The organism is Enterobacter sp. IF2SW-B1 (genome assembly GCF_001743375.1).
Classification (GTDB): domain Bacteria; phylum Pseudomonadota; class Gammaproteobacteria; order Enterobacterales; family Enterobacteriaceae; genus Enterobacter; species Enterobacter bugandensis.
The window spans coordinates 326,241-339,062 of sequence record NZ_MJAA01000001.1 but is presented as its reverse complement, the minus strand read 5'-3'; the positions used below and the strand labels follow the sequence as shown (position 1 = coordinate 339,062).

At 54.4% G+C, this 12,822-nt stretch carries 13 protein-coding genes; 8 read left to right on the top strand and 5 right to left on the bottom strand.

The window, feature by feature from the left end:
• Positions 1-66: 66 nt before the first annotated feature.
• Complete coding sequence (gene nadE / locus A6013_RS01620; RefSeq protein ID WP_048959444.1) at positions 67-891, bottom strand: ammonia-dependent NAD(+) synthetase; 825 nt, start codon at positions 889-891, stop codon at positions 67-69.
• Positions 892-1,123: 232 nt separating this feature from the next.
• On the opposite strand from nadE, the gene osmE reads away from it, so the two are divergent.
• The 7 genes from osmE (at position 1,124) to chbG (ending at position 6,975) form a co-directional block, all read left to right on the top strand.
• On the top strand, positions 1,124-1,468 hold the full coding sequence (gene osmE, locus A6013_RS01615; protein WP_003857836.1) for an osmotically-inducible lipoprotein OsmE: 345 nt from the start codon (positions 1,124-1,126) through the stop codon (positions 1,466-1,468).
• A 281-nt stretch (positions 1,469-1,749) separates the two neighbouring features.
• The gene (chbB, locus tag A6013_RS01610) at positions 1,750-2,067 is read left to right on the top strand and encodes a PTS N,N'-diacetylchitobiose transporter subunit IIB (protein WP_014883474.1); all 318 of its coding nucleotides are present in this window, start codon (positions 1,750-1,752) and stop codon (positions 2,065-2,067) included.
• An 80-nt stretch (positions 2,068-2,147) separates the two neighbouring features.
• Positions 2,148-3,506 (top strand): PTS N,N'-diacetylchitobiose transporter subunit IIC, encoded by a 1,359-nt coding sequence (chbC, locus tag A6013_RS01605; RefSeq protein WP_028012799.1) that lies wholly within the window; start codon positions 2,148-2,150, stop codon positions 3,504-3,506.
• A 47-nt stretch (positions 3,507-3,553) separates the two neighbouring features.
• Positions 3,554-3,901: a PTS N,N'-diacetylchitobiose transporter subunit IIA gene (gene chbA, locus A6013_RS01600; protein WP_028012800.1), complete on the top strand. Its 348-nt coding sequence runs from the start codon at positions 3,554-3,556 to the stop codon at positions 3,899-3,901.
• 5 nt (positions 3,902-3,906) lie between these two features.
• Entirely contained in the window at positions 3,907-4,749 is an 843-nt protein-coding gene (gene chbR, locus A6013_RS01595) for a transcriptional regulator ChbR (protein WP_028012801.1), read from the top strand.
• Between the two features lie 109 nt (positions 4,750-4,858).
• Positions 4,859-6,214 carry a 6-phospho-beta-glucosidase gene (locus A6013_RS01590; RefSeq protein WP_069732415.1) on the top strand — a complete coding sequence of 452 codons (1,356 nt, stop codon included), beginning with the start codon at positions 4,859-4,861 and terminating at the stop codon, positions 6,212-6,214.
• 11 nt (positions 6,215-6,225) lie between these two features.
• Positions 6,226-6,975, top strand: coding sequence for a chitin disaccharide deacetylase (gene chbG, locus A6013_RS01585; RefSeq protein WP_069732414.1), 750 nt, complete (start codon positions 6,226-6,228; stop codon positions 6,973-6,975).
• A gap of 111 nt (positions 6,976-7,086) precedes the next feature.
• Here the strand turns inward: chbG and katE are convergent, their stop codons facing one another.
• Positions 7,087-9,336 carry a catalase HPII gene (katE, locus tag A6013_RS01580; RefSeq protein ID WP_069732413.1) on the bottom strand — a complete coding sequence of 750 codons (2,250 nt, stop codon included), beginning with the start codon at positions 9,334-9,336 and terminating at the stop codon, positions 7,087-7,089.
• Positions 9,337-9,504: 168 nt separating this feature from the next.
• On the opposite strand from katE, the gene cedA reads away from it, so the two are divergent.
• A complete protein-coding gene (gene cedA, locus A6013_RS01575; RefSeq protein ID WP_223239595.1) occupies positions 9,505-9,780 on the top strand; it encodes a cell division activator CedA in 276 nt (91 codons plus the stop codon).
• A gap of 48 nt (positions 9,781-9,828) precedes the next feature.
• Here the strand turns inward: cedA and A6013_RS01570 are convergent, their stop codons facing one another.
• From A6013_RS01570 to kduD, 3 genes are all read right to left on the bottom strand, one after another.
• Positions 9,829-11,220 (bottom strand): L-cystine transporter, encoded by a 1,392-nt coding sequence (locus tag A6013_RS01570; RefSeq protein ID WP_069732412.1) that lies wholly within the window; start codon positions 11,218-11,220, stop codon positions 9,829-9,831.
• Positions 11,221-11,349: 129 nt separating this feature from the next.
• Positions 11,350-11,940: a metal-dependent hydrolase gene (locus tag A6013_RS01565; protein ID WP_032644865.1), complete on the bottom strand. Its 591-nt coding sequence runs from the start codon at positions 11,938-11,940 to the stop codon at positions 11,350-11,352.
• A 94-nt stretch (positions 11,941-12,034) separates the two neighbouring features.
• Positions 12,035-12,796: a 2-dehydro-3-deoxy-D-gluconate 5-dehydrogenase KduD gene (gene kduD / locus A6013_RS01560; RefSeq protein WP_063942620.1), complete on the bottom strand. Its 762-nt coding sequence runs from the start codon at positions 12,794-12,796 to the stop codon at positions 12,035-12,037.
• Between the last annotated feature and the right edge of the window lie 26 nt (positions 12,797-12,822).

Genomic DNA, 12,822 nt, shown 5'->3' with positions numbered 1-12,822 from the left:
CCCAACCCTCTCCCACGGGAGAGGGCGCAAACACAAAAAACGGTAACCTGGGTTACCGTTTTGCGTTTATTTCCAGAAATCGTCAAACACCGTAATTGGCGTGTGGCGCTTGTGCTCGGTTTTCAGGTACCAGCCCTCGATAATTTTCGCGGTACCTTCATCCAGCGTTTTGCCTTCCAGATAATCATCAATGTTGTCATAGGTGACGCCAAGGGCCGCTTCATCCGGCAGGGAAGGGCGATCGTCTTCCAGATCCGCTGTTGGCGCTTTCTTGTACAGGTGCTCAGGGCAGCCCAGCGCGGCGAGCAGCTGCTTGCCCTGACGCTTGTTGAGACGGAAAATCGGGTTGATGTCGGTGCCGCCATCGCCGTATTTGGTGAAGAAACCGGTGATCGCTTCTGCCGCATGGTCGGTGCCTACCACAACGCCTTTGGTCATCCCGGCGATGCTGTACTGCGCTTTCATGCGCTCGCGCGCTTTCTCGTTGCCGCGCACAAAATCACTTAATTCAATGCCCGCTTCGCGCAGCGCCTGCTCGCTTGCCAGCACCGAGCCTTTGATATTGACGGTAAGCACGCGATCGGGCTGGATGAACGCGATGGCGTCCTGGCAGTCCTGTTCGTCCGCCTGAACCCCGTAAGGCAGACGCACGGCGATAAACTGCAGCGCTTCGTCGCCCGTCTCTTCACGAAGCTCTGAAATCGCCATCTGGCAGAGTTTACCCGTCAGGGTAGAGTCCTGCCCGCCGCTGATGCCCAGCACCAGGGATTTCAGGAAAGCGTTCTTTTTTAAGTACGACTTTAAAAAATCCACGCTGCGGCGGATCTCTTCCTGTGCATCTATCGCAGGCTTAGCGCCCAGCGCCTGAATAATCTCTTGTTGCAGAGCCATCATGCCCTCCGTATGCAGAACATAAACAGAATGTGTTAACTGTTAAAACTAACCCTTTGGGCGGAAAACGACAAGGATCACAGTTTCGAGTGCGTTAATTTGCGGCGATTTAGCAGCTTATCGTTGTTTTATTAGAATTTTCCGAAATTCGTCTGGCGTAAATCACAAAGTTGAACAATAGTACTTTTTATCCCATGCTTAGATAACACGCTGATAAACAAGAGGACGGAATATGAACAAGAACGTAGCAGGAATTCTTAGCGCAGCGGCGGTACTGACGATGCTGGCAGGGTGTACGGCTTACGATCGCACCAAGGATCAGTTTACCCAGCCCGTGGTTAAAGACGTTAAAAAAGGGATGACACGTTCGCAGGTGGCTGCGATCGCCGGCAAGCCTTCTTCTGAAGTGACCATGATTCACGCGCGCGGTACGTGTCAGACTTATATCCTGGGTCAACGTGATGGTAAGGCAGAAACCTACTTCGTCGCGCTGGATGATACCGGACATGTGATTAACTCCGGCTATCAGACCTGTGCTGAATACGACACCGATCCGCAGGCACCTAAGGCGCAGTAACCCTGCTTGCCTGAAGATGTTAACAAACCGGCCTCTGGGCCGGTTTTTTTATTCATACGTTAATCTTATTTCTTTGCGCGAATTATTTGCCTGAAATGTGAAGGTAGTCAACAAGCCAGGTCAATGAGAGACAATTTAGGCCTATCCAGAATTATCTCCCCTCTGTACCATTGCGTATACTCACTTCAACGATAAACAACAGTACGCAAGCTACCTGTCTGCCGGGACAGCGAGTCGAGTGATAGCGCGACGGCAGGTAGTCATACAAGAGGGAAATTATGATGGAAAAGAAACATATCTACCTGTTCTGCTCAGCGGGCATGTCAACCTCGCTTCTGGTGTCAAAGATGCGCGCGCAGGCTGAAAAGTATGAAGTTCCTGTGGTGATTGAAGCGTTTCCGGAAACGCTGGCGGGCGAAAAAGGCCAGAAAGCCGATGTGGTGTTACTGGGGCCGCAAATTGCCTATATGTTGCCCGAAATTCAACGACTGCTACCGAATAAACCGGTCGAGGTGATCGACTCGGGGCTGTACGGCAAGATCGATGGTTTAGGTGTACTTAAAGCTGCTGTGGCAGCCATTAAAAAAGCTGCTAATTAATTTTTATTTTTCCCGTCAAAGAGTTATTTCACACACAATTACGCCGTAACATGCGTTACGGCATTTAAGGGTATTTTCCTATGAGTAAAGTCATCGCTTCACTTGAAAAGGTACTCCTTCCTTTTGCTGTTAAAATAGGAAAGCAGCCTCACGTTAATGCCATCAAAAACGGTTTTATTAAATTAATGCCGTTGACGCTGGCCGGGGCCATGTTCGTTTTAATTAACAACGTTTTTCTGAGCTTTGGTGAAGGTTCCTTCTTTTATTCATTAGGAATTCGGTTAGACGCTTCCACTATTGAAACCCTTAATGGTTTTAAAGCCATCGGCGGCAACGTATATAACGGTACGTTGGGTATTATGTCGCTGATGGCGCCTTTCTTTATTGGGATGGCGCTGGCTGAAGAGCGGAAAGTGGATCCGCTGGCCGCCGGATTATTATCCGTTGCCGCGTTTATGACCGTCACGCCTTACAGCGTGGGTGAAGCCTACGCCGTTGGCGCAAACTGGCTGGGCGGAGCCAACATCATCTCCGGTATTGTTATCGGCCTGGTGGTGGCAGAAATGTTCACCTTTATTATCCGTCGCAACTGGGTTATCCGCCTGCCGGATAGCGTGCCGGCCTCCGTTTCTCGTTCTTTTTCCGCGTTGATCCCAGGCTTCATTATCCTCTCCATCATGGGGATTATCGCCTGGGCGCTCTCTCACTGGGGCACGAACTTCCACCAGATCATCATGGACTCTATCTCTACGCCGCTGGCGTCGATGGGTGGCGTGGTCGGTTGGGCGTATGTGATTTTCACCTCTCTGCTGTGGTTCTTCGGCGTGCATGGTTCACTGGCACTGGCCGCGCTGGACAGCGGAATTATGACCCCATGGGCACTGGAAAACGTTGCGCTTTACCAGCAGTACGGCTCCGTTGACGCGGCGCTGGCGGCAGGTAAAACCTTCCATGTGTGGGCGAAGCCGATGCTTGACTCCTATATCTTCCTGGGTGGTACCGGGGCGACCCTGGGTCTGATCATCGCGGTCTTTATTGTCTCTCGTCGCGCTGACTATCGTCAGGTGGCGAAACTGGCCCTGCCATCAGGCATCTTCCAGATTAACGAGCCGATTCTGTTCGGTCTGCCAATTATCATGAACCCGGTAATGTTTATCCCGTTCATCCTGGTGCAGCCGCTGCTGGCAGCGATCACCCTGACGGCTTACTACATGGGTATTATTCCACCGATCACCAACATTGCTCCGTGGACCATGCCGGCAGGTCTGGGTGCCTTCTTTAACACCAACGGTAGCGTCGCGGCCTTCCTGCTGGCGATATTCAACCTCGGGATTGCCACCCTGCTGTACATGCCGTTCGTGGCGATTGCGAACAAAGCTGCCACCATCATTGATGAAGAAGAGAGCGAAGAGGAAATTGCCCTCTCACTGAAATTCTAAGATTGACCGGCGCGGGGAAGCCCGCGCCAGCCACAAGGAGCTAAAACATGTTAGATTTGGATAGTATCGTCGCAGACGAAGCCGCAGAGAACGATCTCGAAGAAGTGGTGATGGGCCTCATCATCAACTCCGGGCAGGCGCGCAGCCTGGCGTATGCCGCACTGAAGCAGGCCAAGCAGGGCGATTTCGCCGCCGCGAAAACCATGATGGAGCAGTCCCGCACGGCACTGAACGAAGCGCACCTGGTGCAGACAAAGCTGATTGAAAGCGACCAGGGCGAAGGGAAGATGAAGGTCAGCCTGGTGCTGGTACACGCTCAGGATCACCTGATGACGTCCATGCTGGCGCGTGAGCTGGTGGCGGAGTTGATTGAGCTTCACGAGAAAATGCACTAGGTCGGATTGAGCAGCAGGAGGTCAGCACGATGGAAATCAAAACCGCATTTGAACAGCAACTGTTTAATGGCAAAAATTTTCACGTGGTTATCTACAACAAGACGGAGAGCGCCAGCGGTCTGCACCAGCATGACTACTATGAGTTCACGATTGTTCTGACCGGCCGCTACTACCAGGAGATCAACGGTAAGCGCGTCCTGCTGGAGCGAGGGGATTTTGTCTTCCTACCGATGGGTTCCTATCACCAGAGCTTTTACGAATTTGGCGCGACCCGCATTCTGAACGTGGGCGTCAGCAGACGCTTCTTTGAGAAGCACTATCTGCCGCTGGTGCCGTTCTGCTTTGTGGCGTCCCAGGTATATCGTGTGAAAAACGAGTTCATGACCTGGATTGAAACGGTCATCGCCTCGCTTAACTTCCGCGACAATGAGTTTGATGAATTTATTGAAACGGTGACCTTCTACGTGATGAACCGGTTGCGGCATCACCGTGAAGAGCAGCAGGTGACGGATGACGTTCCACAGTGGCTGCGCAGCACCGTGGAACTGATGCACGATAAAGGCCAGTTCAGCGAAAATGCGCTGGAAAATATGGTATCCCTCTCGGGGAAATCCCAGGAATATCTGACCCGCGCGACGCAGCGTTATTATCGTAAAACGCCGGTGCAAATAATTAATGAAATCCGCATTAATTTTGCCAAAAAACAGCTGGAGATTACCAACTATTCTGTCACCGATATTGCCTATGAGTCAGGATATAGCAGTCCCAGCCTGTTTATTAAAACTTTTAAGAAGTTGACCTCATTCACACCGAACAGCTACCGGAAGAATTTAACGGTAATTAATTAACTTTCGGCGGATTACCCGCCATAAATATTGCTTTAATGGCTTGCCCAAATAGCGGGAAGAGTACGCTATACCTTGCAGGCGATTAACCTGATACGCTAAGGGAGATATTATGCAAAAGAAATTAAAAGTCGTAACCATTGGTGGCGGCAGCAGCTATACCCCGGAATTACTCGAAGGTTTTCTGAAACGTTATCATGAATTACCGGTCAGCGAATTATGGCTGGTGGACGTTGAGGAAGGTCAGGAGAAGCTGGGTATTATTTTCGACCTGTGCAAGCGCATGGTTGAGAAAGCGGGCGTGCCGATGACCGTGCATAAATCCCTCGATCGTCGCCTGGCGCTGAAAGATGCGGATTTCGTTACCACTCAGCTGCGCGTCGGCCAGCTAAAAGCGCGCGAGCTGGACGAGCGTATTCCGCTGAGCCACGGCTACCTGGGGCAGGAGACCAACGGCGCGGGCGGCCTGTTCAAAGGCCTGCGTACCATTCCGGTGATTTTCGACATCGTCAAAGATGTGCAAGAGATCTGCCCGAACGCGTGGGTGATTAACTTCACTAACCCGGCCGGAATGGTGACCGAGGCGGTATATCGTCATACCAATTTCAAACGCTTTATCGGCGTCTGTAATATCCCGATCGGCATGAAGATGTTTATCCGCGACGTGCTGGAGCTGACCGACAGTGACGATCTCTCAATCGATCTGTTCGGCCTGAACCACATGGTGTTCATTAAAGACGTCATCGTGAACGGAAAATCGCGCTTTGCCGAACTGCTCGACGGCGTGGCCTCCGGTCGCCTGACCGCGGCCTCCGTGAAGAACATCTTTGACCTGCCGTTCAGCGAAGGGCTGATTCGCTCGCTGAATCTGCTGCCGTGCTCATACCTGCTTTACTACTTCAAGCAGAAAGAGATGCTGGCTATCGAAATGGGCGAGTACTATAAGGGCGGCGCGCGTGCGCAAATCGTTCAGAAAGTTGAGAAGCAGCTGTTCGATTTATATAAAGATCCGAACCTGAACGTCAAACCGAAAGCGCTTGAGCAGCGCGGTGGGGCCTATTACTCCGATGCAGCGTGTGAAGTGATCAACGCCATCTACAACGACAAGCAGGCGGAGCACTATGTTAACGTGCCGCATCACGGCCATATCGACAATATCCCGGCGGACTGGGCCGTCGAGATGACCTGCATTCTGGGGCGCGAGGGGGCTAAACCGCATCCACGTATCACCCACTTCGACGACAAAGTGATGGGCCTGATCCACACCATCAAAGGCTTTGAAGTGGCGGCGAGCAACGCGGCGCTAAGCGGTGAACTCAATGACGTGCTTCTGGCGCTGAACCTCAGCCCGCTGGTGCATTCCGACCGCGATGCGGAGCAGTTGGCCAGCGAGATGATCCTGGCGCATGAAAAATGGTTGCCGAACTTTGCCGCCACGATTGAGAAGCTGAAGTTCAAACAACACTGAGAGGACGCACAATGGAAAACCTGCTGATCGTTAATGCTGATGACTTTGGCCTTTCGAAAGGCCAGAACTACGGCATTATTGAAGCCTGTCGCCGCGGGGTAGTGACCTCTACAACGGCACTGGTGAACGGTGAAGCGGTTGAACACGCGGCGCAGCTGAGCCGCGAGGTGCCAGAGCTGGGTGTCGGCATGCATTTTGTGCTGACGCTCGGGATGCCGCTTTCACCCATGCCGGGCCTGACGCGTGACGGTCTGCTGGGCAAATGGATTTGGGATCTGGCGGAGCAGGACGCTCTGCCGCTCGAAGAGATTGCCCGTGAGCTGGACTGCCAATACAACCGCTTTGTTGATCTTTTTGGCAAGGCGCCGACGCACATCGACAGCCACCATCATGTGCACATGATCCCGGCGATTTTCCCGATTGTTGCGGCGTTTGCCCAACGCAAAAGCGTGGCGATGCGCGTGGATCGTGAGGCGCAGGGCGTGCCGGACTGTGCCGTGACAACAACAGAGGGGTTCAGCAGTGCCTTTTACGGTGACGAGATCGACGAAGCGCTGTTCCTGAAGGTGCTGGATGATTCCGCCGCGCGGGGGGAACGGTCGCTGGAGGTCATGGCGCATCCTGCCTTTGTCGATAACACCGTGCGTAAGAGCGCCTACTGCTGGCCGCGCCTGGCGGAGCTGGATGTCCTGACGTCGCCGTCGCTGAAATACGCCATTGCCGAGCGTGGGTATCGGTTGGGGACGTTTGGGGATCTGTAAGAAGTGCCGGGTGGCGAGGTAAAAGCAAAACGGTAACCTGGGTTACCGTTTTTATTGTTTTCTCCCTCTCCCGTGGGTGAGGGCATCAGGCCGCACAACCGGGAATGGTTTTTACGCCGGAATCTGATCGATCTTACTGCTGCGCGACCAGACGCGGTGCGCGGCGAGCAAATCAAACAGCTTCGTCATAAACGCATCGTCAACGCTATCTCCCTCGACAATGCCGTCCTCACCCTGCTCGGCAACCTTCAGTTGCGCCTTAAACTGCCGTGCGTCGCCGGACAGCGCAATGGGCTTCAGGTGCTTATAGGCTTCCAGCAGATAATAGATGGCATCACCGTTGTTGAGCAGGCTGGCAATATCCCCGCACGGCACAATCACCGCATCGACGGTCAGCGACGGCGCACCGGCAAAGGTCGCCGCCACCGGCAGCACGGAGCCGTCATCGGCGGTCACTTCACCCATGCGGGAATAGAGCAGTTTGGCGTGTACGCCCTGGGTTTTTAGCGCCTGCATAATCCCCAGCACGTCGCTGGCGCGGGTTTTGTCGTTCAGCAGGATGGCGACCACGCGGCCTTTAATTGAACCCCCCGGCACCGCATACAGGCTCAGCGATGGATCTTTCTTCACGCCGTTAACCTCTTTCGGTGGCGCAAGGTTGCGCTGTTCGTCCGTTAGTGTGATACCAAGGTTATCCGCCACGCTCTGGGCAAGCTGAATATCAATGTGCGCCAGCTGATCGACCACGCGCTCGCGGATGTAGGTGCGCACCACTTTGCTCAGTTCGAAGCTAAAGCCGCCGATGATGTGCTGTTGCTCAATCGGCGTCTGGCTGTTCCAGAACAGGCGAGGGTGGGCGTAATACTCACCGAACGAGGGGCTGCGCTCGCGAATTTTGTTGCCGTCGATACGCTCCTGGTACGATTCGAATCCGCCGCGTTTCGGCCCCGGCGGGGTTTCTCGCGGCCAGTTGTCGTTGATGGAGTTCGGCTCATAGTTTGCCGGGTTGGTATCAATATCCTGACGGTGCATCCCGTCGCGCTGGAAGTTATGGTACGGGCAGGTTGGGCGGTTAATCGGGATCTCGTGGAAGTTCGGCCCGCCAAGACGGCTAATCTGCGTATCGGTATACGAGAACAGACGTCCCTGTAAGAGTGGATCGTTGGTGAAATCCAGTCCGGGGACGATGTGGCCCGGGTGGAACGCGGCCTGCTCGTTTTCGGCAAAGAAATTATCCGGGTTGCGGTTAAGCACCATTTTCCCCACCAGCTGAACGGGCACCAGCTCCTCAGGGATGAGTTTTGTCGGGTCAAGCAGGTCGAAATCGAACTTAAACTCGTCTTCTTCCGGGATCAGCTGTAAGCCCAGTTCATATTCCGGGAAGTCACCCGCTTCAATGGATTCCCACAGTTCGCGGCGATGGAAGTCCGGATCGCGCCCGGTGAGCTTCTGCGCCTCGTCCCATACCAGCGAGGCTTTGCCCGCTACCGGCTTCCAGTGGAAGCGCACAAACGTGGCTTTTCCTTCCGCGTTGATCATGCGGAAGGTATGAATACCGAACCCTTCCATCGTGCGATAGCTGCGCGGGATCCCACGGTCGGACATCGCCCACATCACGTTGTGTAAGGTTTCAGGCTGCAGGGAGACATAGTCCCAGAAGGTATCGTGCGCACTTTGTCCCTGGGGTATGGCCCAGTGGGGCTCCGGTTTTACCGCATGGACAAAGTCAGGAAATTTATGCGCATCCTGAATGAAAAACACCGGGGTGTTATTGCCCACCAGATCGAAAATACCCTCTTCGGTATAAAACTTGGTGGCAAAGCCGCGGATATCACGCACCGTGTCTGCCGAACCTGCGCCACCCTGCACGGTGGAGAAACGCACAAAGACCGGCGTGATTTTATCCGGGTCGGAGAGGAAATCCGCTTTGGTGATCGCTTTCAGGCTTTTATAGGGCTGGAAGTAGCCGTGCGCCGCAGAACCGCGCGCATGAACGATGCGTTCCGGAATTCGCTCGTGGTCAAAATGGGTAATTTTTTCCCGCAGGATGAAATCTTCCAGCAGGGTCGGTCCGCGCGTGCCTGCGCGAAGGGAGTTTTGATCGTCAGCAATGCGCACGCCCTGATTGGTGGTGAGTGCAAAACCTTCACCGCCTTTACGGTGTGGCTCAAGCGATTTCAGCTTCTCGTTTCCGGTGTCCGGCGATTTCATGCTTCCCGGCGCGGTTGGTTGTTCGCCAGGGGCTGATGGGCCCGGCGAGGGGCGGTGAGAGCCGTCAGCAGGGGCGAGAGAGTCCATACCCGGTTGAGATTCTTCAGTGCCATGAATCGGTGATTGATGTGATTTATCTTTGTTCGACATTGCACGCTTCTCCTTTATCCATTGCTAAAAACCCTATTAAGGATAGAACAATGTCGTGAGATAGCTCGCTAACTAAGCGTTTTTCACATGACGTTATTAACGAAAGGAGCCATCTCACCCACTCGGAGCGCGACGTAAGGCAGCAGGATCGGCTATCATAGAATTTTCCTGCTTCAAGAATTTGCTTTAGTGAATCCGTCGCTTATGAAACCTCTTCGTCAACAAAACCGCCAGGTTATTAGCTATGTGCCCCGCGTTGAGCCCGCGCCGCCTGACCATGCCCTGAAAGTGGATGGTTTTCGTGATGTCTGGCTGCTTCGCGGTAAATATGTGGCTTTTGTCCTGATGGGGGAACATTTCCGCCGGTCGCCGGCGTTTTCCGTGCCGGAGTCAGCCCAGCGATGGGCGACGCAAATCCGCCAGGATGAAGAGGTTGAAGAATAACAGCCATAAAAAAACCGCCATCAGGCGGTTTTTTTATTTCTATCGAGATTAACGGTGCGCCAGCTCGGCGTCGTCTGCACTTTCCAGAATGGCTTTGTCGGTCTGCTTCAGCCACTGGCTGGTCAGCGTACCGGCAGTCATGGAGCCGCTCACGTTCAGCGCGGTACGGCCCATGTCGATCAACGGTTCAACGGAGATCAGCAGGGCGACCAGCGTGACGGGCAGGCCCAGCGCGGGCAGCACAATCAGCGCGGCGAAGGTTGCACCGCCGCCGACACCTGCAACGCCGGCGGAGCTGATGGTAACAATCCCGACCAGCGTGGCGATCCAGACCGGATCCAGCGGGTTGATACCCACGGTTGGGGCAACCATCACCGCCAGCATCGCCGGGTAGAGACCCGCGCAGCCGTTCTGACCGATGGTAGCACCAAAGGAGGCAGAGAAGCTGGCGATAGATTCCGGCACGCCCAGACGACGGGTCTGCGCTTCAACGTTCAGCGGAATAGACGCTGCGCTGGAACGGCTGGTGAAGGCAAAGGTCAGTACCGGCCATACTTTGCGGAAGTATTTCAGCGGGCTGACGCCGTTCACGCCCAGCAGGATACCGTGCACCACGAACATAATGCCCAGGCCCAGATAAGAGGCGACAACGAAGCTGCCCAGCTTAATGATGTCCTGCAGGTTAGAGCCGGCTACCACTTTGGTCATCAGCGCCAGAACGCCGTATGGCGTCAGCTGCATGACCAGACGGACCAGCTTCATCACCCAGCTTTGCAGGGTATCAATCGCCGTCAGCACGCGTTCGCCTTTCGGCGCGTCGTCTTTCAGCAGCTTAAGCGCAGCCACGCCCAGAAACGCCGCGAAGATCACCACGCTGATGATAGAGGTTGGGCTTGCACCGGTCAGGTCAGCAAAAGGGTTCTTCGGAATGAAGGAGAGGACCATCTGCGGAACCGTCAGATCAGCCACTTTACCCACGTAGTTGGTTTGAATTGCGGTCAGACGCGCCGTTTCAGCGGTACCCTGAACCAGACCTTCGGCCGTCAGGCCAAACAGGTTTGTAACCAGCACCCCCACCAGCGCGGCAATCAGCGTGGTAAAGAGCAGCGTACCAATGGTCAGAAAGCTGATTTTACCCAGCTGAGTTGCGTTGTGCAGACGGGCTACGGCGCTCAGAATAGAGGCGAACACCAGCGGCATAACGATCATCTGCAGCAGCTGGACGTAGCCGTTACCGACAATGTTGAACCACTGAATGGACTCTTTCAGTACCGGACTATCGGAGCCGTAGACGGCGTGTAAGGCCAGACCAAACGCCACACCCATGACCAGACCGACCAGTACTTTTTTCGCCAGGCTCCACTGTTTGTGGCGCGCCTGCGCGAGAAGCAATAGTAATACGACGAACACGACTATGTTCGCGATGAGTGGAAAATTCATCCCCGTTCTCCTGATTTATTATGTGGGATCGGTTTTTCCCGATCCTGTTGGCGGAAGGTTAGCAGAAGTGTGATGTGGCGCTTATATCCAAATGGAATGGTTTATGACAAATGGAATGATTTTGTTGGTTTACTGTTCAATCTGGTGATGAATAAAACGATTGAACTGAAATTGCAGCGAATTGATCATCTGGGAAGACCAGCGCACTGCACTATTTTCGGGCAAGGTTTGCGGCATCCAGACGGCGTAGGCGAACAGCGCCATGCACAGCACGCGTTCAAGCTGATTCCCTTTCTGCGGCGCAAGGATCGGAAAACGGAAACGCCAGCGGCAGGGCCAAAGCAATGGCACGCCCGCGGGCGTCAGCATATCGGCGAGGATATGGCTTAAATAACCCAGCACCATGCCCTGAATGGCATCGCCCGGCACTATCCAGCTTTCAGGGACTTTTAAATAGAAAAGCGTGAGCAGGCCAAAAACGGCCAGCAGGCTGTGGGTAAACCCGCGGTGGCCGAACGCGCGGGCGATGGGCTTCGACACCCACTTCAGGCGCTGTCCGAGGAACGATTTTGGGTGGTCAATATCGGGCAGGAGACAGGTTAAAACGGCGGAAGGGACAATATGCCACCAGTCTCCCTGTGCAAGCACGGGAGTAAGTTCTGCGTTTTTGGCAAATACTGCGCACGCAATTGAAAAAAGCAGGTGGCCTTCCGCCGTCATGATAAAACCCACGAAACTGTCAATTTATACAGTATAGGGTTTTTATACAGTGGGCGAAAGAGGTGACGGTGTAACTGTTTGTCACAAACGCGCCTCAGCGCGCCAGCCAGCCGCCGTCGACGGCTAAGGTGTGACCATTCACGTAATCTGATGCGGGGGAGGCTAAAAAGACGACCGGCCCCTGAAGGTCATCCGGTACTCCCCATCGACCCGCCGGGATGCGGTCAAGGATCTCCGCGTTACGCTGTTCGTTATCGCGCAGTTGCTGCGTATTATTCGTCGCCATGTAGCCCGGCGCGATGGCATTCACGTTGATGCCATGTAGCGCCCACTCATTTGCCAGCAGGCGCGTGATCCCCAGTACGCCGCTTTTCGAGGCGGTATACGACGGCACGCGAATGCCGCCCTGAAAGGAGAGCATAGAGGCGATATTGATAATTTTGCCGCCCTGGCCCTGGGTGATAAATCGCCTAGCGACCGCCTGGGAGAGGAAAAAGAGCGACTTGAGATTCAGGTTCATAACATCATCCCAGTCTTTTTCGCTGAACGTCAGAGCCTCCTCCCGGCGAATTGTCCCGGCATTGTTCACCAGAATATCAATTCGTCCCATCTCCGCCACGGCGGTGTCCACGACGTACTGAAGATTTTCCTGCTGGCTCAGATCGGCCCGAATAGCCACAAAACGTCTTCCCAGGGCGGTGACGGCGCTGGCCGTTTTCTCAGGAGCTTTGCGATTTACCCCAACGATATCGCAACCTGCCTGCGCCAGCGCAATAGCCATGCCTTGCCCCAGCCCGGTATCGCACCCGGTGATGAGGGCTACTTTGCCTGAAAGAGTAAAGGTGTCCAGTATCATACGCGCCTCAGAAGCTGGTTATCGTC